The sequence below is a fragment of the Burkholderia sp. F1 genome (assembly GCF_050813845.1).
GTDB lineage: Bacteria > Pseudomonadota > Gammaproteobacteria > Burkholderiales > Burkholderiaceae > Burkholderia > Burkholderia ubonensis.
In genome coordinates, this window is record NZ_CP172421.1 from 171,467 (window position 1) to 191,499 (window position 20,033).

The 20,033-nt window shown below is 69.4% G+C and carries 16 protein-coding genes, 1 pseudogene and 2 riboswitches; of the genes and pseudogenes, 7 read left to right on the top strand and 10 right to left on the bottom strand.

The window, feature by feature from the left end; genetic code table 11:
• Positions 1-80 precede the first annotated feature (80 nt).
• The 3 genes and pseudogenes from exaC (at position 81) to ACFIMZ_RS00755 (ending at position 3,208) form a co-directional block, all read left to right on the top strand.
• Complete coding sequence (gene exaC / locus ACFIMZ_RS00745) at positions 81-1,607, top strand: acetaldehyde dehydrogenase ExaC (protein ID WP_431820980.1); 1,527 nt, start codon at positions 81-83, stop codon at positions 1,605-1,607.
• Positions 1,608-1,691: 84 nt separating this feature from the next.
• Positions 1,692-1,898, top strand: a pseudogene (locus ACFIMZ_RS00750) (hypothetical protein); the annotation flags it as partial.
• Positions 1,899-2,176: 278 nt separating this feature from the next.
• Positions 2,177-3,208, top strand: a complete 1,032-nt coding sequence (locus tag ACFIMZ_RS00755) for a helix-turn-helix domain-containing protein (protein ID WP_431820981.1) — start codon at positions 2,177-2,179, stop codon at positions 3,206-3,208.
• A 37-nt stretch (positions 3,209-3,245) separates the two neighbouring features.
• On the opposite strand, the gene ACFIMZ_RS00760 is transcribed toward ACFIMZ_RS00755, so the two are convergent.
• Both ACFIMZ_RS00760 and ACFIMZ_RS00765 read right to left on the bottom strand, forming a co-directional pair.
• Positions 3,246-4,295, bottom strand: coding sequence for an ADP-heptose--LPS heptosyltransferase (locus ACFIMZ_RS00760; RefSeq protein ID WP_431820982.1), 1,050 nt, complete (start codon positions 4,293-4,295; stop codon positions 3,246-3,248).
• 16 nt (positions 4,296-4,311) lie between these two features.
• Positions 4,312-6,015, bottom strand: a complete 1,704-nt coding sequence (locus tag ACFIMZ_RS00765; RefSeq protein ID WP_431820983.1) for a thiamine pyrophosphate-binding protein — start codon at positions 6,013-6,015, stop codon at positions 4,312-4,314.
• A gap of 271 nt (positions 6,016-6,286) precedes the next feature.
• Here ACFIMZ_RS00765 and ACFIMZ_RS00770 point away from each other — a divergent pair, with 271 nt between their 5' ends.
• From ACFIMZ_RS00770 to ACFIMZ_RS00780, 3 genes are all read left to right on the top strand, one after another.
• A complete protein-coding gene (locus ACFIMZ_RS00770; RefSeq protein ID WP_431820984.1) occupies positions 6,287-6,517 on the top strand; it encodes a type II toxin-antitoxin system RelE/ParE family toxin in 231 nt (76 codons plus the stop codon).
• Positions 6,518-6,751: 234 nt separating this feature from the next.
• A complete protein-coding gene (vapB, locus tag ACFIMZ_RS00775) occupies positions 6,752-6,988 on the top strand; it encodes a type II toxin-antitoxin system VapB family antitoxin (RefSeq protein WP_431820985.1) in 237 nt (78 codons plus the stop codon).
• The gene (locus tag ACFIMZ_RS00780) at positions 6,988-7,389 is read left to right on the top strand and encodes a type II toxin-antitoxin system VapC family toxin (protein ID WP_431820986.1); all 402 of its coding nucleotides are present in this window, start codon (positions 6,988-6,990) and stop codon (positions 7,387-7,389) included. Before vapB ends, ACFIMZ_RS00780 begins: the two co-directional genes overlap by 1 nt.
• A gap of 44 nt (positions 7,390-7,433) precedes the next feature.
• Here the strand turns inward: ACFIMZ_RS00780 and ACFIMZ_RS00785 are convergent, their stop codons facing one another.
• The 8 genes from ACFIMZ_RS00785 to ACFIMZ_RS00820 all read right to left on the bottom strand — a co-directional run bounded on the left by ACFIMZ_RS00785 (position 7,434) and on the right by ACFIMZ_RS00820 (position 17,621).
• A complete protein-coding gene (locus ACFIMZ_RS00785; RefSeq protein ID WP_431820987.1) occupies positions 7,434-8,822 on the bottom strand; it encodes an L-serine ammonia-lyase in 1,389 nt (462 codons plus the stop codon).
• Between the two features lie 27 nt (positions 8,823-8,849).
• A complete protein-coding gene (locus ACFIMZ_RS00790; RefSeq protein ID WP_431820988.1) occupies positions 8,850-9,980 on the bottom strand; it encodes an alginate lyase family protein in 1,131 nt (376 codons plus the stop codon).
• Between the two features lie 149 nt (positions 9,981-10,129).
• Positions 10,130-13,057, bottom strand: a complete 2,928-nt coding sequence (gcvP, locus tag ACFIMZ_RS00795) for an aminomethyl-transferring glycine dehydrogenase (RefSeq protein ID WP_431820989.1) — start codon at positions 13,055-13,057, stop codon at positions 10,130-10,132.
• Between the two features lie 72 nt (positions 13,058-13,129).
• On the bottom strand, positions 13,130-13,510 hold the full coding sequence (gene gcvH, locus ACFIMZ_RS00800) for a glycine cleavage system protein GcvH (protein WP_431820990.1): 381 nt from the start codon (positions 13,508-13,510) through the stop codon (positions 13,130-13,132).
• Positions 13,511-13,615: 105 nt separating this feature from the next.
• A complete protein-coding gene (gene gcvT, locus ACFIMZ_RS00805) occupies positions 13,616-14,734 on the bottom strand; it encodes a glycine cleavage system aminomethyltransferase GcvT (protein ID WP_431820991.1) in 1,119 nt (372 codons plus the stop codon).
• An 84-nt stretch (positions 14,735-14,818) separates the two neighbouring features.
• Positions 14,819-14,952, bottom strand: a riboswitch (glycine riboswitch).
• Positions 14,953-14,984: 32 nt separating this feature from the next.
• Positions 14,985-15,087: riboswitch (glycine riboswitch) on the bottom strand.
• A 108-nt stretch (positions 15,088-15,195) separates the two neighbouring features.
• Positions 15,196-15,585: a hypothetical protein gene (locus ACFIMZ_RS00810; RefSeq protein WP_431820992.1), complete on the bottom strand. Its 390-nt coding sequence runs from the start codon at positions 15,583-15,585 to the stop codon at positions 15,196-15,198.
• 128 nt (positions 15,586-15,713) lie between these two features.
• Positions 15,714-16,766, bottom strand: a complete 1,053-nt coding sequence (locus tag ACFIMZ_RS00815) for an oxidoreductase (protein WP_431820993.1) — start codon at positions 16,764-16,766, stop codon at positions 15,714-15,716.
• Positions 16,767-16,913: 147 nt separating this feature from the next.
• The gene (locus tag ACFIMZ_RS00820) at positions 16,914-17,621 is read right to left on the bottom strand and encodes an SGNH/GDSL hydrolase family protein (protein WP_431820994.1); all 708 of its coding nucleotides are present in this window, start codon (positions 17,619-17,621) and stop codon (positions 16,914-16,916) included.
• A gap of 278 nt (positions 17,622-17,899) precedes the next feature.
• On the opposite strand from ACFIMZ_RS00820, the gene ACFIMZ_RS00825 reads away from it, so the two are divergent.
• Complete coding sequence (locus ACFIMZ_RS00825; protein WP_431820995.1) at positions 17,900-19,990, top strand: UvrD-helicase domain-containing protein; 2,091 nt, start codon at positions 17,900-17,902, stop codon at positions 19,988-19,990.
• The last annotated feature ends 43 nt before the right edge of the window (positions 19,991-20,033 follow it).

Below are 20,033 nucleotides of genomic sequence, written 5' to 3' on the forward strand. Positions count from 1 at the left end.
ATGGCATGCATGTTGCTGTGTAGTCAACGCGCGCAACCGGCGCCGCAATTGCACAAAGCAAGATGAACAGGAGACATCTGATGAACCCGTTTGACCTGAAACAACTGGGCCTCGACGTCGAATACCCGTATCGCCAGCAGTACGACAACTACATCGGCGGCAAGTGGGTGCCCCCGGTCAAGGGCGAATACTTCGAGAACGTGTCGCCGATCAACGGCCAGCCGTTCTGCCGCATTCCGCGCTCCGGCGCCGACGACATCGAGGTCGCGCTCGACGCGGCCCACGCCGCGCGCCGCAAATGGGGCAAGACGTCCGTGACCGAGCGCGCGAACCTGCTGCTCGCCGCGGCCGACCGGATGGAAAAGAACCTGAAGCTGCTCGCCGTCGCGGAAACGATCGACAACGGCAAGCCGCTGCGCGAGACGATGGCCGCCGACCTGCCGCTCGCCGTCGATCACTTCCGCTATTTCGCGGGCTGCATCCGCGCGCAGGAAGGCGGGATCTCCGAGATCGACGACAACACGGTCGCGTACCACTTCCATGAGCCGCTCGGCGTCGTGGGCCAGATCATCCCGTGGAACTTCCCGCTGCTGATGGCCGCGTGGAAGCTCGCGCCGGCGCTCGCGGCGGGCTGCTGCGTCGTGATGAAGCCGGCCGAGCAGACCCCCGCGTCGGTGCTCGTGCTGATGGAGCTGATCGGCGACCTGTTCCCGCCGGGCGTGATCAACATCGTGAACGGCTTCGGCAAGGAGGCCGGCGAAGCGCTCGCGACGAGCAAGCGCATCGCGAAGATCGCGTTCACGGGCTCGACGCCGGTCGGCAAGCACATCCTGCGCGCCGCCGCCGACAACCTGATCCCGTCGACGGTCGAGCTGGGCGGCAAGAGCCCGAACATCTTCTTCGCCGACGTGCTCGATCAGGACGACGCGTTCCTCGACAAGGCGCTCGAAGGGCTCGCGATGTTCGCGCTGAACCAGGGCGAGGTGTGCACGTGCCCGTCGCGCGTGCTGATCCAGGAGTCGATCTACGAGCGCTTCATCGAGAAGGCGGTCGCGCGCGTCGAGCGCATCAAGGCAGGCCATCCGCTCGACCTGCAGACGATGATCGGCGCGCAGGCGTCGCAGCAGCAGCTCGACAAGATCCTGTCGTACATCGACATCGGCCGCGGCGAAGGCGCGCAATGCCTGACGGGCGGCGAGCGCACGGCGCCGGCGGCCGACCTCGGCACGGGCTACTACGTGAAGCCGACGATGCTGCTCGGCAACAACAAGATGCGCGTGTTCCAGGAAGAGATCTTCGGGCCGGTCGCGTCGGTGATGACGTTCAAGGACGAGCAGGAAGCGATCGAGCTCGCGAACGACACGTTCTACGGCCTCGGCGCGGGCGTGTGGACGCGCAACGGCACGCGCGCGTACCGGATGGGCCGCGAGATCGAGGCCGGCCGCGTGTGGACCAACTGCTACCACCTGTATCCCGCGCACGCGGCGTTCGGCGGCTACAAGCAGTCGGGGATCGGCCGCGAGACGCACAAGACGGCGCTGTCGAACTACCAGCAGACGAAGTGCCTGCTGGTCAGCTACCAGGCCGAGGCGCTCGGGTTCTTCTGATCGCCGTTGGCGCGGGCGCGCGCCGTTCGCGTTCGCGCGCCGGCGCGCGTCAGCCCGCGCCGGCGCGTCCCGCGAGGAGCCGACATGGCGGAACCGATTCGATCGATTTCCCGGGATCCGGTGTTTCACGACGGCGAGCTCGACGCGCATCGCCGCTTCGGCGTCGTCACGACGCGGCTGAGCATCGGCGTGCGGCATTTCATCGAGACGCAACCGTTCATGTTCGTCGGCGCCGGCCGCGGCGGCCGTGCGCCCGTGACCTGCGACAACGTGCAGTCGATGCGCGACGCGCGCGTCGTGCGGCTGCGGCCGGGAGACGGCGCGTGATCCGGCGGGTCTTCCAGTGCGGCGCGTCGAACGGCAACCGCGCCAGCGCCGCATGCGCAACGGGCGGGCGGCGCTCGCGCGGCTGCACCAGCCGGGTGCGCGTCGTGCGGCATCGCGGTCAGCCCGAATTGCGCGTTCGGGCACGGTGTCGTTGAATGACGGGCTTGTGCCGGGGCCTGTCCGCGATTCGGCACGGGACTTGCGTGACATGCGCGGTTCCGGACGGTTGAAGGAGAAACACGATGAGTGAACGAGTGGAGCGTGCCGGCGAGCCGACGGCCGAGGACACGCAACGCAGCGCGCAAGGCGGTGACGTGCCGGCCGGGCAGGCCGTCGTCAGCGTCGCGCACGACGCCGACGAGCAGGCGCGCAACCTGATCGGCTGGCGGCAGACCTACGACCAGCTCGCGGCGGGCCGCTTCGTCGGCACGCTGACCGAGCTGCCGCTCGACACGATGAAGCTGTTTCGCGAATCGACGAGCCACATGCTGCGCCAGGCGTGCGAGGTGCGCGGCGATGCGTACTGGTTCGGCATCCCGCTCGTGCGCGACGGCGGGGCGCGCGTCGACGCGCACCGGATCGAGGCCGGCGCGCTCGCGTTCCGGCCCGGCAACGTCGAATTCGAATTGCTGACGCCCGCGCAGTTCTCGATCTACGGCGTCGTGGTGCGCGGCGACGTGCTGCGCCGCTACGCGGAGCAGGTCGAGCGCTGCGGGCTCGACGACCGGCTGCCCGCGCAGAGCGTGATGCAGGTCGGCGAGGCGCGGCTCACGCGCCTGTGCGCGCTGCTCGGCGCGCGGCTCGACGACGCGGCCGCCGCCGCGCCGCTGTCGGACCCGCTGCGCAACGACCTGCAGGCCGAGGTGCTCGCGGCGCTGTTCGACGTGTGCGCGCTGCCCGCCGACGGCGCGGCCGGCACGGCGCTGTCGCGGCGACGCCGGATCGTCGAGCAGGCGCGCGACTACGTGCTCGCGCACCGCTCGCGCCCGGTCGGCGTGCCCGAGCTGTGCGAACAGCTGCACGTGAGCCGCCGCACGCTGCAGTACTGCTTCCAGGACGTGCTCGGGATGGCGCCCGCGACCTACCTGCGCACGCTGCGGCTGAACGGCGCGCGCCGCGACCTGTGCGGCCGCGCGGTGGAGTCCGTGCAGGACGTCGCCGAGGCGTGGGGCTTCTGGCACCTGAGCCAGTTCGCGACCGATTACCGGCGGATGTTCGGCAAGCGGCCGTCGGAGACGCTGCGCGACAGCGTGACGATGGTCTCGGTGGGGTAAGGGCGGGGTAGCGGCGTATGCGCGCTGGCGGCGCGGGTCAAATGACCGGCCAGTCCACCGCCTCCCAATCGACCGCGCGATAGGCGGCCGCGACCGCCGCGACGTCGTCCGGCGCTTCGCTGCGGTGCCGCCCGCGCAGCGCGTCCGGCATGTCGAGCGCGACCGGCACGCAATGCGGATAGTCGCGCACGCGCAGCGCCGGCGCGATCGTCGTGAAGCACGCGAGCGTCGGCACGTCGAAACCGTCCGCGAGGTGCGCCGCGGCGCTGTCCGACGCGAACAGCACGCTCGCCCCCTTGATCCATGCGATGAATGCCGCGGTGTCGCGCGCGAATCCGCTCGCGTCGACATAGGCGGGATGCGCGACCGGCCCGAACCCGACCACGGGCAGCCGGTAGCGCCGCGTGAGCCGGTCGACGAAAGCGGCGCGCAACGCCGGCGGAACGCTGCGCACCGCGGTGGTCGCGCTCGGGCAAAACAGCGCGTACGGCCGCCGCCACGCATCGGGCAGCGCGGGGAGCGGCAGGCGTGCGAGCCAGCGGTTGCGCTTGGCCGACGCGGGCAGCGCCGCCGGGTCCGCGCCGAGTGCGGCGAGAAAGAAGTCGATCATCGGCAGCCGCGCGAAATCCGGCCAGTACAGGTGATTGCCGAGATCGATGCAGTGCGTCGCGGCCGGCAGCGCGTCGGCCGGCCACGGCAGCGCGCGCGACGGCGCGACGACGTCGGCCGCGAGCGCATACAGCGTCTCGACGTAGCGCGGCGCGCCGGCAGGGCGGTACAGCGTGAAGCGCAGCCCGGGGTGCGCTTCACGCAGCGCGGCGAGCGCGGTCAGGCCGATCGCCGAATCGCCGAGCGTGACGCCCATGCCGTTGATCACGTGCACGTGCGGCGCACCGTCGTAATCGAGCCGGAATGGCTGCGTCGCCGCGTGCAGCAGGCCCAGCGCGAGGGCGGCCGGCACGTGGCCGACGGCGCGGCCGTGGCCGTGCTCGAGGTCGTAGGGCGCGACGAGCGTGCCGTCCGGCGCGAGCAGCGTGCCCGGCCAGACGAGCGCCTCGTCGGGCGACAGAGCGGCTGTGGCCGGCACGGCGCACGGTCCAACGTCATGCGCCGCGCGCGCGACGCCCCTGCTCCCGGATCTGCGCGAGGGTCGCCGCCGGCGTGCAGGCTTCCTGCGGCACGCGGATCTCGATCAACGCGGGCAGGCCGCAGGTGAGTGCGCGCTCGAGCGCGGGCGCGAATTCGGCGGTGCGCTCGACCGTCTCGCCGTGCGCGCCGAACGCACGCGCATACGCGGCGAAATCCGGGTTCGTGAGCCCGGTGCCGTGCACGCGCCCCGGATAGTTGCGCTCCTGATGCATGCGGATCGTGCCGAAATGACTGTTGTTGACGACGATCACGACGATGTTCAACCCGTACTGCATCGCGGTCGCCAGCTCGCTGCCGGCCATCATGAAGCAGCCGTCGCCAGCCAGCGCGACGACCTGCCGGTCCGGATACAGCGACTTCGCGGCGAGCGCGGCGGGCACGCCGTAGCCCATCGCGCCGCTGGTCGGCGCGACCTGCGAGCGGAAATGGCGGTACGCGAAATGCCGGTGCAGCCAGATCGCGTAGTTGCCCGCGCCGTTGGTCAGGATCGCGTCGTGCGGCAGGCGCTCGCGCAACTGCACCATCACGTCGCCGAGCTGGACGTCGCCGGGCATCGGCAGCGGCGCGTGCCAGTCGAGATACGCGCGGTGCGCGTCGGCGGCGCTGCCGGCCCACGCGGGCGCGGCCGGCGGGTCGAGCGCGGCGAGCGGCGCGGCGATCTCCGGCATGCCGGACACGATCGGCAGGTCGGTCGCGTAGACCCGGCCGAGCTCGTCCGCGCCCTGGTGGACGTGGATCAGCGTCTGGCGGGTCTTCGGGATGTCGAGCAGCGTGTAGCCGCCGGTCGTCGCTTCACCGAGGCGCGGCCCGAGCGCGAACAGCAGGTCCGCCTCGCGGATGCGCCGCGCGAGCGCGGGATTGATGCCGAGCCCGACGTCGCCCGCGTAGTTCGGATGCGCGTTGTCGAAGGTGTCCTGATAGCGGAACGCGCACGCGACCGGCAGCTGCCAGCGCTCGACGAAGGTGCGCAGGTTCGCGCACGCGTCGATCGTCCAGCCGCTGCCGCCGACGACGACCAGCGGCCGCTCGGCGCGCGCGAGCCGCTCGCGCAGCTCGTCCATCTGCGCGGCGGACGGCGCGGCCGCGACGCGCTTCGCGGGCGGCGCGACCGGCTGCGAAGCGCACGGCTCGGACAGCACGTCCTCCGGCAGCGCGAGCACGACCGGGCCCGGCCGGCCCGACATCGCGACGTGGAACGCGTGGCTCAGGTATTCGGGGATGCGGCGCGGGTCGTCGATCTGCGCGACCCATTTCGCCATCTGGCCGAACATGCGACGGTAGTCGATTTCCTGGAACGCCTCGCGGTCGAGGTGTTCGCGCGCGCACTGGCCGATGAACAGGATCATCGGCGTCGAATCCTGGAACGCGGTGTGCACGCCGATCGACGCGTGCGTCGCGCCGGGCCCGCGCGTGACGAACGCGACGCCGGGGCGGCCGGTCAGCTTGCCGACCGCCTCCGCCATGTTCGCGGCGGCCGCCTCGTGGCGGCAGACGACCGTCTGGAGGCGCGCGGTGTGGTCCGCGAGCGCATCGAGCACGGCCAGAAAGCTCTCGCCCGGCACGCAGAACGCGCGTTCGACGTGATTGGCGAGCAACGCATCGACGAGCAGGCGCGCGCCGTTGACGCCGCGCGGCTCGAGATCCTCGGAATGCGACATGGGATGCCGTCTCCCTGGGTAGCGGGACGTACAGCTTACGCCGGTTCGGGGGCGGGTGAAAAGTGCCGGAACGCGGATGGGGGGGAAAGATCAACGGCTGGCCGGACGGCCAGCTTGTGCGCGTCCGCCAACCGGTGAAAAGTACCGCAACGGGTGCCGAGTCGAATCCCGACCCGGATCGCTGAAGTTACGCCGCCAAGTAACAATAAGATGGTCGCTCATTCTTGCACTGCACTGGAATCCGAACGCATGCGAGGATCGTGCCGCCATCATGGACTTCATCGGCCAGGACAACCCCGTGGCCGCGCTGGAGCTGGACGAACTGATCGATGAAATGGCCGACGCGTTGCCGGCGCATGTCGAGCTGTATCGGCCGGGGCGCGTGCAAGGCACGCGCGAGAGGGTGATCGCGCCGAACGACGCGCTCGCGTATCGGATCCGGAAAGCCGAGGGTGTGATCGAAACTCTGCGCGTGCTGCATGCCGGGCAGCAGTGGCCGTAGCGAAAAAGGCCGGGGCTTGAATGAATGATGCCAACCGGAGCCGTCGATGTGTGCTCGGGGGGAGGGCGAGGCGCCCCCGAAGCCAATGCCGCCACGGCGACGCACTCCCGAGCTGTCAGGGATGCATCTTTTCCGATGTGGCAATTGGCGTAGGTCAATGTACACACATGGATTTACATTTTGCCGGAGGTGGACTAATGTACATCCATCGTACATCCGTATTTGGAGGTAACCATGCATACCACCCGAGTATTCAGGAACGGCAACTCCCAAGCAGTGCGTATTCCTGCGGACCTCGCTTTCGAGCGCAGCGACATCGAACTCGAAATCGAGCGAGTGGGCGATGAAATTCGCATTCGACCTGCTCGGCGGCCGTTGGCTGGCGTGCTCGAGAAGTTCGCGAAATTCGGGCCGGATTTCATGTCCGACGGACGTGGCGAGCACGAGCAGGCCGAACGCGAGGGTCTGTGATGCCGCGTTACATGCTCGATACCAACATGTGCATCTACCTGATGAAGAACCAGCCGGAGCAGGTCGCGAAACGCTTTGCGCGGTACTACGTCGGTGACGTGGTGATGTCGGCGATCACCTATGCCGAACTCGAATATGGCGTCACGGTCTGCGCGAATCCCGATCGCGAGCGCCGAAATCTCGCGGCGTTGATCGAGGACATTCCCGTCGCCCCGTTCGGTGTGGCGGCGGCGCGGGCCTACGGGCCGGTCCGGGAGGCAACGCGGGAGCGCAAGAAAGGCCATCTGGACAAGCTGATCGCTGCGCATGCGATTTCGCTTGACGTTGTACTCGTGACCAACAACGAGCGGGACTTTGCCGGCTATCCCGCTGTGAGGCTGGAGAACTGGCTGAACGATTAGGAGCCGTTTCCGCCTTCAGTGGAAACGGCTCTCGCACCCCACCATCAGCACTCGACGATATTCACCGCCAGCCCGCCGCGCGACGTTTCCTTGTACTTCGTCTTCATGTCCGCGCCGGTTTCGCGCATCGTCTTGATCACCGAATCGAGCGACACGTAGTGCGTGCCGTCGCCGCGCAGCGCCATGCGCGCCGCGTTGACCGCCTTCACCGACGCCATCGCGTTGCGCTCGATGCACGGAATCTGCACCATCCCGCCGACCGGGTCGCAGGTGAGGCCGAGGTTGTGCTCCATTCCGATCTCGGCTGCGTTCTCGACCTGTCGCGGCGTGCCGCCGAGCACCGCGGCGAGCGCGCCCGCCGCCATCGAGCACGCGACCCCGACTTCACCCTGGCAGCCGACTTCCGCGCCGGAGATCGACGCGTTCAGCTTGTACAGGATGCCGATCGCGGCGGCCGTCAGCAGGAAGTCGATCACGCCCTGCTCGTTCGCGCCCGGCGTGAAGCGCGTGTAGTAATGCAGCACCGCGGGGATGATGCCGGCCGCGCCGTTGGTCGGCGCGGTGACGACGCGCCCGCCGGCCGCGTTTTCCTCGTTGACCGCGATCGCGTACAGGTTGATCCAGTCGATCATCGACAGCGGGTCCTGCAGCGCGCGCTCCGGGCTGCCCGTCAGCGTGCGATAGAGCTGCGGCGCGCGGCGCTTGACCTGGAACGGGCCGGGCAGGTTGCCGTCCGCGTCCGGGTTGCCGATCCCGCAGCCGCGCGACACGCACGACTGCATCACGCTCCAGATCTTCAGCAGGCCGTCGCGGGTTTCTTCCTCGGTGTGCCACGCGCGCTCGTTATCCCACATCAGCTGCGCGATCGACTTGCCGGTCGACTCGGTCAGCGCGAGCAGTTCCGCCGCGTTGGTGAACGGGTGCGTCATCTGCTCGGCGGCGCTCAGCACCTTGGTGTTCGGCGCGCCGGCCGTCACGACGAAGCCGCCGCCGACCGACAGGTAGGTGCGCTCGACCAGCACCGCGCCACTCGCGTCGGTCGCGCGCAGCTTCATCCCGTTCGGATGCTCGGGCAGCGCCTGGCGGTAGAACGCGATGTGCTCCTTCAGGACGAACGGAATCGGGTGCTTGCCGAGCAGCGCGAGCGTCTTCGACGTGCGCACGGCTTCGAGCCGGGCGGCGATCGTTTCGGGATCGACGGTGTCGGGCGCGTCGCCGAGCAGGCCGAGCATCACGCCGCGGTCGGTGCCGTGGCCCTTGCCGGTCGCGCCGAGCGAGCCGTACAGCTCGACCTTCACGTTGGCGGTCGCGTCGAGCTGCCCGTCGCGCTCGAGGCCCTGGACGAACATCAGCGCGGCGCGCATCGGGCCGACCGTGTGCGAGCTGGACGGGCCGATGCCGATCTTGAAGAGGTCAAACACGCTGACTGCCATTTTGTTTCCTGTGTTGCTGTAAGTAGTCTAGCGCGCCTGCAGCGGCAAGCACGCGGCTAGCCATGCGGGCGGCGTCGGGGATAGCTGCTGCGCGACGCGGGCGTAGCGCCCGTCGAGCCGCGCGGCCAGATGAAAGAGCTCGGTGGCGTTTTTCGGGTCCCACTGCCCCGTGTAGCCGGGAAGGCCGGCTTCGCGCCGCTTCGCGTCGAACGCGACCGGCGAATGCACGAATTCGTCATGCGTTTTCTCGCCGCGCGCGTACGGCACGAGCCAGTCGAGCGCGGCCGCGAGCGTCGCGCCGTTCGCGCCCTTTTCGCGCAGCCAGTTGCGGTTGAAGCGGCGCGCGGCGAGCGCGGCGGTCACGAGCGGCTGCAGGTCGTACACCGCGTAGTGCAGCGCATCGCGCTCCGTGAAGTCGTAGGTCGTGCCGTCCGCGGCGATGTTGTCGGCGAGATGCTCGACGAACAGGCGCTGCGCGGCGTTCATCATCTTGCGGTCGCCGAGCGTGAACGCGGACAGCGCGATCAGCTTGATCCGGTGGCTCTGCCAGTTGTTGCGCCAGGTGCCGGCGAGCGGGCGCTTCTGCGCGTCGATCTGCGCGACGTAGCCGGCGCCGAGCTTCGCGATGAACGCCGACGCGGCGTTGCGGGTCTTCACCGGCAGCGCGCTCGCGGTCATGTCGTACGCAAGGATCAGGCTGTCGAAGCGGGTCTCGTCGATCGGGTTGAAGCTCGGCTGGTAGGTGGCGACCCACGCGGACAGGAAGCGGTCGACGAACTGCAGGTAGCGCGGATCGTTGGTCACGCGCCACGCGAGCGCGGCGTCGCGCATCAGGTCCATGTCCTTCATCGCGGCGACGCTCTGGTCGTAGAGCCCTTCGTGCGGCAGCGTGCCTTCGGTGTGCACGCGCGGCAGCGCCTTCGGCTGCTCGCCGAGATGCGCGTCGACGCCGCGGATCAGCGCCTGCACGCCCGGCTCGGCCTGGGTCGTCTCGCTCGACTGCAGCGCGGGCGCCGCGCAGAAATTCATCGCCGCGCGCGCCGCGCCCGACGCGCCGAGACCGGCGGCGGCGAGCGACAGCGACGCGACGAGCGTCGGCACGAACCGGCGGGCGCGCACGCGCCGCGCGTCGCGGTCCGGAAACATCGGACGCACCATGCGGAACTCCTTCATTGGCTGGATCGCGTGTGATGTTAGCCGGATTGGCGGACGAACGTGAGGCGGATTGGCGCCCCACGCAAAAACCGCACGCAACCCGGAAGATTGCGTGCGGCGCGGCATCGGACGAACCGGGAAAGACGCGCGCGTTACGCGTATTCCGACATCGGCACGCACGCGCAGAACAGGTTGCGGTCGCCATAGGCGTTGTCCGCGCGGCCGACGGGCGGCCAGTACTTGTTCGTGCCGAGCGACGCGACCGGATACGCGGCCTGCTCGCGCGAGTACGCGTGCGGCCATTCGTTCGCGGTGACGACGGCGGCCGTGTGCGGCGCGTGGCGCAGCGGGTTGTCCTCGCGATCGGCGCGGCCTTCCTCGACCGCGCGGATTTCCTCGCGGATCGCGATCATCGCGGCGATGAAGCGGTCGAGCTCCTCCTGCGATTCGGATTCGGTCGGCTCGACCATCAGCGTGCCCGGCACCGGGAAGCTCATCGTCGGCGCGTGGAAGCCGTAGTCCATCAGGCGCTTCGCGACGTCGTCGACGGTGATGCCGCTCGAGTCCTTGATCGGACGCAGGTCGAGAATGCACTCGTGCGCGACCAGCCCGCCCGGGCCCGAGTACAGCACCGGGTAATGCGGCGCGAGGCGCTTCGCGATGTAGTTCGCGTTGAGGATCGCGGTTTCCGTCGCGGCGGTCAGGTTTTTCGCGCCCATCATCGCGATGTACATCCACGAGATCGGCAGGATCGACGCCGAGCCGTACGGCGCCGCCGACACCGCGCCGATGCCTTCCTCGCCCCGCGCGTAGCCGGTCGAGCGCTGGTTCGGCAGGAACTTCGCGAGGTGCGCGCCGACCGCGACCGGGCCGACGCCCGGGCCGCCGCCGCCGTGCGGGATGCAGAAGGTCTTGTGCAGGTTCAGGTGCGATACGTCGCCGCCGAACTGGCCCGGCGCGGTCAGGCCGACCATCGCGTTCATGTTCGCGCCGTCGACGTACACCTGGCCGCCGTGCGCATGCACGATCTCGCAGATCTCGCGCACGTTCTGCTCGAACACGCCGTGCGTCGACGGATACGTGATCATGATCGCCGCGAGGTCCTTCGCATGCTCGTCGGCCTTCGCCTTCAGGTCGTCGATGTCGACGTTGCCCTGCGCGTCGCACGCGACCACCACGACCTTCATGCCGGCCATGTGCGCGGACGCGGGGTTCGTGCCGTGCGCGGACGCCGGGATCAGGCAGACGTCGCGGTGGCTTTCGCCGCGCGACGCGTGGTACGCGTGGATGATCAGCAGGCCCGCGTACTCGCCCTGCGAGCCCGCGTTCGGCTGCAGCGACACGGCCGCGTAGCCGGTTGCCGCGACGAGCATCTGCTCGAGCTGGTCGATCATCTCGCGGTAGCCGACGGTCTGCCCGGCCGGCGCGAACGGGTGGATCTGGCCGAATTCGGGCCACGTGACGGGCAGCATCTCCGACGTCGCGTTCAGCTTCATCGTGCACGAGCCGAGCGGGATCATCGAGCGGTCGAGCGCGAGGTCCTTGTCCGACAGGCTGCGCAGGTAGCGCAGCATTTCCGTTTCCGAATGGTGGCGGTTGAACACGTGGTGCGTCAGGTACGCGCTCGTGCGTTCGAGGCCGGCCGGCAGCGCGGCGGTGCCGGGCAGGCCCGCGTCGAGCGCGTCGACGTCGGGCGCGGTGCCGCCCGCGGCTTGCGCGAAGATCGCGAGCAGGGTGGCGAGGTCGCCGCGCGTCGTCGTCTCGTCGACCGAGATGCCGACCTGCGTGGCGCTCACGCGGCGCAGGTTGATGCGTTGCGCGGCTGCGAGTTCGTGGAGCTGCGCGGTGCGCGCGCCGGTGTCGATCGTCAGCGTGTCGAAGAACGTGTCGTTGACGGTCGCGAAGCCGAGCTGCTTCACGCCGGCGGCGACGAGCGCCGCGATGCGGTTCACGCGCAGCGCGATCGTCTTCAGGCCGTGCGGGCCGTGGTAGACCGCGTACATGCTCGCCATGATCGCGAGCAGCGCCTGCGCGGTGCACACGTTCGACGTCGCCTTCTCGCGGCGGATGTGCTGTTCGCGCGTCTGCAGCGCGAGACGCAGCGCGGGCTTGCCCTGCGCGTCGACGGTCACGCCGACGAGACGGCCCGGCATCTGGCGCTTGAATTCGTCGCGCACGGCCATGTAGGCGGCGTGCGGGCCGCCGAAGCCCATCGGCACGCCGAAGCGCTGCGAGTTGCCGACCGCGACGTCCGCACCCCAGTCGCCGGGCGGCGTCAGCACGGTGAGCGCGAGCAGGTCAGCCGCGACGACCACGTGGCCGCCGGCTGCGTGGATGGCTTCGGTGAGTGCGCGGTAGTCGCGCACGTCGCCGTTTACGCCCGGATATTGCAGCAGCACGCCGAACGCGTTCGACTGCGCGGCGTCGGCGGCGGGGCCGGTCTTGACCTCGATGCCGACCGGCAGCGCGCGGGTGCGGATCACTTCGAGCGTCTGCGGCAGCACGTCGTCGGCGACGTAGAACACGTTCGATTGCGGCTTGCCGACGCGCTGCAGCAGCGTCATCGCCTCGGCCGCGGCGGTCGCCTCGTCGAGCAGCGACGCGTTCGAGATCGCGAGGCCCGTGAGGTCGGCGACCATCTGCTGGTAGTTCAGGAGCGCCTCGAGGCGGCCCTGGGAGATTTCAGGCTGGTACGGCGTGTACGCGGTGTACCACGCCGGGTTTTCGAGCACGTTGCGCAGGATCACCGCCGGGGTGTGCGTGTCGTAGTAGCCCTGGCCGATGTACGAGCGGAACACCTGGTTCTTGTCTGCGAGCGCGCGCAGCGCGGCGAGCGCTTCGGCTTCGCTCTTCGGTTGCGCGAACGGGCCGAGCGGCAGCGTTTCGGCGCGGCGGATCGATGCGGGGATCACGGCGTCGATCAGGGCGGCGCGCGTCGCGAAGCCGAGCGTGTCGAGCATCGCCTGCTGGCTGGCGGCGTCGGGGCCGATATGGCGTTCGGCGAACGCGTCGTGCGTTTCGAGCGCGGCGAGCGAGAGGGGCGTGCGGTTCATCAGGCGGTCCGGGTGTTCGAGCTTCATGGCAATCCTGCGGTCGCGGGGCGCGGCCCGTCCTGCCGGGCCGGCGCGCCGCGCGATTCGTGAGTAGTTGGGTTAGCCGACCAGCTTCGCGTAGGCGGCTGCGTCGAGCAGGTTGTCGGTCGATGCGCCGTCGGCGAGCTTGATCTTGAAGAGCCACACGCCGTATGCGTCGCTGTTCACTTCTTCCGGCGCGTCGGCGGCGTCCGCGTTGATGGCGACCACTTCGCCCGACACGGGCGAGTAGATGTCCGACGCGGCTTTCACCGACTCGACGACGCCGACCGCGTCGCCTGCCTTCACCTGCTTGCCGACCGGCGGCAGTTCGAGGAAGACGATGTCGCCGAGCGTGTTCTGCGCGTGATCGGTGATGCCGATCGTCAGCGTGCCGTCCGCTTCGGTGCGGATCCATTCGTGTTCGTCGGTGTACTTCAGATCGGCCGGGACGTTGCTCATCGGATGCTCCTGAATAGAAAGGGTGTGATTCTTCGTTCGGGCGCGCCGCGCGGACGCGCCGGGTGTCGTTTCGCCGGGCGCCATGCCGCCCGGCCCTCCGGGTCGTTACGCAGCGAGGACCTTGCCGTTGCGCACGAACGGCAGTTTTACCACGCGCGCGGGAAGTTGCTTGTCGCGAATCTGCACCTGCACGGTGTCGCCGATCTGCACGGCCGCGGGCACGCGCGCAAAGGCGATCGACTCCTGCATCGACGGCGAGAACGTGCCGCTCGTGATCTCGCCTTCGCCGTGCGGCGTGACGACCTTCTGGTGCGCGCGCAGCACGCCGCCCGCCTTGCCGTTCTCCTTCTGCAGGATCAGGCCGACGAACGCGGCGCGGGTGCCGTCGCGCTCCAGCGCGTCGCGGCCGACGAACGCGCGCGGCGCCGACAGGTCGACCGTCCACGCGAGGCCCGCGTCGAGCGGGGAAACGGTTTCATCCATGTCCTGGCCGTACAGGTTCATGCCGGCCTCGAGGCGCAGCGTGTCGCGCGCGCCGAGCCCGCACGGGCGCACGCCGTTTTGCTGCAGCGCGTTCCACAGTGCTTCGACATGGACGGCCGGAACGATCACCTCGAAACCGTCTTCGCCGGTGTAGCCGGTGCGCGCGACGGTGAGGTCGCCGAACGGCGTGCCCGCGACCTGCGCGGCGTTGAACGGCTTGAGCTCGCTCGTCGCGGCGCGCGCGGCGGGGATCGTCGTCCAGGCTTTTTCACGGGCGTTCGGGCCCTGCACGGCGACGATCGCGAAATCGCGGCGCGGCGCGATCGTGACGCCGTAGCCGCCTTGCTCGTTGAGCTGGTTGAACCACGCGATGTCCTTCTCGGCGGTGCCGGCATTGACGACGACGCGGAAGAATTCCTCGGTGAAGTAATAGACGATCAGGTCGTCGATGACGCCGCCCTGCGGATTGAGCAGGCACGAGTAGAGCGCCTTGCCGGGCGTCTTGAGCTTGCCGACGTTGTTCGCGACCGCATGCTCGAAGAACGCGCGCACGCGGCTGCCGGTGAAATCGACGACGCACATGTGCGACACGTCGAACATGCCGGCGTCGGTGCGCACGGCCTGATGCTCTTCGATTTGCGAGCCGTAGTTGACGGGCATGTCCCAGCCGCCGAAATCGACCATGCGGGCGTTGAGCGCGCGGTGCGCGGCGTTGAGCGGGGTATGTTTCAGTGCAGTCATCGAGGCCTCAGGCAAGGCGCTTGCGCGCGGGACAATACGGCGATGTGCCGACCGCCGCGGCCTTGGGCCTGCGGGCGGTGCTGTACATGCCCCTCTGTCCTCGATACCTGAGAGATTGCGCCGCGGGCCAGGCCCAACGAACGCGCGCCCCTTCGGTGGGCAGCCTGCCCGCGCTGCATTCGCGCAGCGGGCTACTGCCGCTCTCCAGAGTGCGAAGACCGCGGCCTGCGACGTGCGCAGGCGGGATGCTTCGACGCGGCCGGTCCTTTTGCCTGAGAGTTTGCGGGTGTGCCCCTTCGGCGGCGCGACCGGCGTTTCAGCAACGCGGTCACACGCTCTCCCGACGCGTGCGGGCGACTGTACGCGAGCCCGGAAGCCTTGTCAATTTGGGCAAATCGGTGTCGCTTCGCGACAAGCGGCGGCAGGGCGCCGCCGCGTTTTTCGTCCGGCTGCGGCCGGCGTCACTCGCCGATCGCGCGCGCCGCGGTGTCGAGTTCCTGGTTCAGCACGCGCTGCTCGTCGCCGGACAGGCCGCCGCCGTGCTGCGTGGCCATGTCGTTCGCTTCCTGGCGGATCACGTCGAGGCGGTGGTGGAGCTGCGCGCCGTACGGCGGCGGATAGTAGCCGCCATTGACGCGCGAATCGATCCGGCGATGCAGGTTGTCGATCCGCCCCTGGATCTGCTGCGCGCGCTCGAAGCCGACGACCTGCGGACTGGGTTGCGGGGCGACTTGCGGGGCGGGGCGGGGCGGCGGCGGCGGCGCCGGGCGACGCTGCGGCGGCTCGACGATGCATGCCGCGAGCGAGGAAACCAGGGCGCAGCACACTGCCGCGCGAATCAACCGTTGCATCAAAATTCTCCTGACGGTGTGGTGTCGGTTTGGTGTCGGATCGACTTTTTTGAGAAACGCATCAGACAGGAGCACCGCTGACTTTCGTTCCCGCGCCATTTGTAACCGATTGTTCAGGCTTGGGCCGCTCAGACCATCTTGCGCACGAACGGCAGGCGCCTTCCTTCGTGCTCGCTTTGCGCGGCGAGCTCGATGATCGTCATCACGTCGACCGCGTCTTGCGGCGTGACCGGGAACGGCGCGCCTTCGCGGATCGACGCGGCGAGCGCGCGGTAGAACTCCGCGTACTGGCCGTCGAGCGTCGGCACCGGGCGCTCGGTTTCGACGTCGCCGTCGAGCACGCGCAGCACGCCGGGCGGGTTGCCGCCGCCGAACTCGACGTCGTCGGGCGTGAGGCCGGCCTTCAGCTGGTCTTCCTGCGTGTCGAGCCCGAACTTCTGGTAGCTCCCGCACGTGCCGTGCAGCGTGAAGCGCGCCGGCTCGATCGCCGACAGCGCGCTCGCGTGCAGCGCGACGTCCTTGTCCGGGTAGCCGAGCTGCAGGTGGACGAAGTCGGGCGCCGAACCCTTGTCGCGGCGGGTCTTGACGGTCGCGCTCACCGTGTCGGGCAGGCCGAACAGCGCGAGCGCCTGGTCGATCAGGTGCGGGCCGAGGTCGAGCAGCAGGCCGCCGCCGCGCGCGGCTTCCTCGCGCCAGCGCACGCGCACCTGCGGCCGGAACCGGTCGAAATGCGATGTCGCACAGGTGATGCGGCCGAGCTCGCCGGATTCGACGAGGCGGCGCACGGTGAGGAAGTCGCCGTCCCAGCGGCGGTTGTGGAACGGCGCGAACACGCGGCTGCGGGCGTTCGCTAGCCGCGCGAGCGCGAGCGCCTCGTCGGACGTCAGCGTCACCGGCTTGTCGACGACGACGTGGCGGCCCGCGTCGAGCACCTGCCGCGCGAGCGCGAAGTGCGTGTCGTTCGGCGTGGCGATCACCACGCACTCGATGTCGTCAAGGGCCAGCAGTGCGTCAAGATCGGCCACGATGCGGGCATCCGGATACGCGGCCTGCGCGCGGTCCGGCTGCCCGGTGGCGATCGCGGCGACCTGCGTGCGGCCGCTCGCCGCGATCACCGGCGCGTGGAACGTTGCGCCGGCGAAACCGAAACCCATCAAACCAATCCTGAGCAATGACGACATGGCATTCCTTGGCAACAAGCGAAACGTGAGGACGGCGCGCCGTAACGGCGCGATGACGACCGGCTATTTTGGCACGACGGCGGTCTCGAATCCGGCGCGATTTTTGCGCTCGCGCACGTCGGGGCGCGCGGCGTGGCCCGCGCCGGCTCAGCCGTCCAGCCGCTGCCGCAGCGCGGCGGCCGCCTGCGCGGCCCACGACGCGCACGCGGCCGCGCCCGGATGGAAGCCGTCGGAGGCCATCAGGTGCGGCTCGAGCGGCACCGTGCAGGGCAGGAACGTGCAGCGCGGCTGCGTTGCGGCCCAGCCGGCGAGCGTCGCGTTGAGCCGCTTCGCGCGCAGGCCGAGATACCACCGCAGCGGCTGCGGCAGCGCGGGAAAGCGCTCCATCGGCGGCACCGCGGACAGGATCATGTGCTCGACCCCGAAGCGCGTGGCGAGCAGCGCGACGAGCGTCGCCTGCGCCGCGCGCCAGCGGGCTGGCGGCACGCCCGCCGTCACGTCGTTGACGCCGAGCGACGTGACGGCCGCGTCGAACGCGTCGGCCGGCTCGGCGGCGAGCCAGTCGACGAGATCCTGCGTCGTCATGCCGGTGCGCGCGAGCAGCTTCCAGCTCACCCGGCGAAACGGCGCAAGGGCGTTCGAGAGCTGCCCGGAGAGCGCGTCGCGCTGCGTCGCCACGCCGACGCCCGCGGCGGCGGAATCGCCGAGCACGAGCAGGCGCAGCGGCGGGCCGTCGCCGGTCACGCCGCTGCGCGGGCCGGCCGCTTCCTCGAGGCGCGGGGTGACGCGGCGCACGTAGCGTCCCTGCGCGAGCAGCAGCGGGCCGAGCGCGGCGGTGGCGAACTGGTATCCCATGGTGTCGATCCGGTGACGATATCTCTATATATAGAGGGGGCAATGGCCCGCGGCCGCTCATTGTCGCGCAACCGCCACCGCGCGTACCCGAATTGGCCGAACGGACGGGGACGCTTGCCCCGTCCGCCCGCACAGCCCCGCCCGGCGGGGCTCCGGAATCCGCCGCCGCGGCCGTGTTAGCATGCGCGTCCTGCCCGTGCGTCCGCATGCCCGACCTGACGCCCCGCGCGCGGCATCCTCCCGGCGTCCCGCCGTCAACCGCAACACCATCCGCAACCATGTCCGCAGGCCTCAATCCCGCTCAGAACGAAGCGGTGCGCTATCTCGACGGTCCCTGCCTCGTGCTCGCCGGCGCGGGCAGCGGCAAGACCCGCGTCATCACGCAGAAGATCGCGCACCTGATCGAAGCCAAGGGCTTCGAGCCGCGCCACATCGCCGCCGTCACGTTCACCAACAAGGCGGCCGCCGAAATGCGCGAGCGCGTGTCGAAGCTGCTCGAAGGCAAGACGCTCACGACGCCCGGCAAGGAAGGCCGCAAGGTGCCCGTGAACCAGCTCACCGTCTGCACGTTCCACTCGCTGGGCGTGCAGATCCTGCGCCAGGAGGCCGAGCACGTCGGCCTGAAGCCGCAGTTCTCGATCATGGATTCGGACGACTGCTTCGGGATGATCCAGGAGCAGATCGGCACGACCGACAAGGGCCTGATCCGCAAGATCCAGAGCACCATCTCGCTGTGGAAGAACGGCCTCATCATGCCCGAGGAGGCGATGACGATCGCCGCCAACGAGGACGAGCACCAGGCCGCGCTCGTCTACCGCAACTACGTCGCGACGCTGCACGCGTACCAGGCGGTCGACTTCGACGACCTGATCCGCCTGCCCGCCGAGCTGTTCGCGCGCAACGAGCAGGTGCGCGACCGCTGGCAGAACAAGCTGCGCTACCTGCTGATCGACGAGTACCAGGACACCAACGCGTGCCAGTACGAGCTGCTGAAGCTGCTCGCCGGCCCGCGCGCGGCGTTCACCGCGGTGGGCGACGACGACCAGGCGATCTACGGCTGGCGCGGCGCGACGCTCGAGAACCTCGCGCAGCTCGGCAAGGATTTCCAGAAGCTGCACGTGATCAAGCTCGAGCAGAACTACCGGTCGACGGTGCGCATTCTTACCGCCGCGAACAACGTGATCGCGAACAACCCGAAGCTGTTCGAGAAGAAGCTGTGGTCCGAGCACGGGATGGGCGACTCGATCACCGTCACGCCGTGCAACGACGAGGAGCACGAGGCCGAATCGGTCGTGTTCCGGCTGTCCGCGCACAAGTTCGAGCGGCGCGCGCAGTTCCGCGACTACGCGATCCTGTATCGCGGCAACTTCCAGGCGCGGATCTTCGAGCAGGTGCTGCGGCGCGAGCGGATCCCGTACGTGCTGTCCGGCGGCCAGTCGTTCTTCGACAAGGCCGAGATCAAGGACCTGTGCGCGTACCTGCGCCTGATCGCGAACGCCGACGACGATCCCGCGTTCATCCGCGCGATCACGACGCCGCGCCGCGGCATCGGCAACACGACGCTGGAAGCGCTCGGCTCGTTCGCGGGGCAGGCGAAGGTGTCGTTGTTCGAGGCCGTGTACATGGGCGGCATCGAGGCGCGGCTGTCCGCGCGCCAGGTCGAGCCGCTGCGGATGTTCTGCGACTTCATCCAGCGGCTGACCGAGCGCGCGGACAAGGATCCCGCGACCGTCGTGCTCGACGACATGATGGAGGCGATCCACTACGAGGCCTACCTGTACGACGCGTTCGACGAACGGCAGGCGCAGTCGAAATGGCAGAACGTGCTCGAATTCCTCGAATGGCTGAAGCGCAAGGGCACCAAGCCCGAGGCGGCGGAGGCCGTCGATGGCGAGGCGGAGGGCTTCCACAACGCCGACGGGCTTGCCGATACCGGCAAGAACCTGCTCGGCCTGATCCAGACCGTCGCGCTGATGTCGATGCTCGAAGGCAAGGAGGAGGACCCGGATGCGGTGCGGCTGTCGACCGTGCACGCGTCGAAGGGGCTCGAGTATCCGCACGTGTTCCTGGTCGGCGTCGAGGAGGGCATCATGCCGCACCGCGGCGGCAGCGAGGACGACGGCCCGATCGACAGCGAGCGGATCGAGGAGGAGCGCCGGCTGATGTACGTTGCGATTACGCGCGCGCAGCGCAGCCTGCACCTGAACTGGTGCAAGAAGCGCAAGCGGGCGCGCGAGACGGTCGTGTGCGAGCCGTCGCGCTTCATCCCGGAGATGGGGCTCGACGAAGCGCCGCCGCCCACGCCGGAGGAAGCGCCGATGACGCCGAAGGATCGGCTCGCGAGCCTGAAGGCACTGCTGCAGAAGTGATTGCGGCCGCGTGACGGACGGCCAGGCAAAACCCCCGCGATGC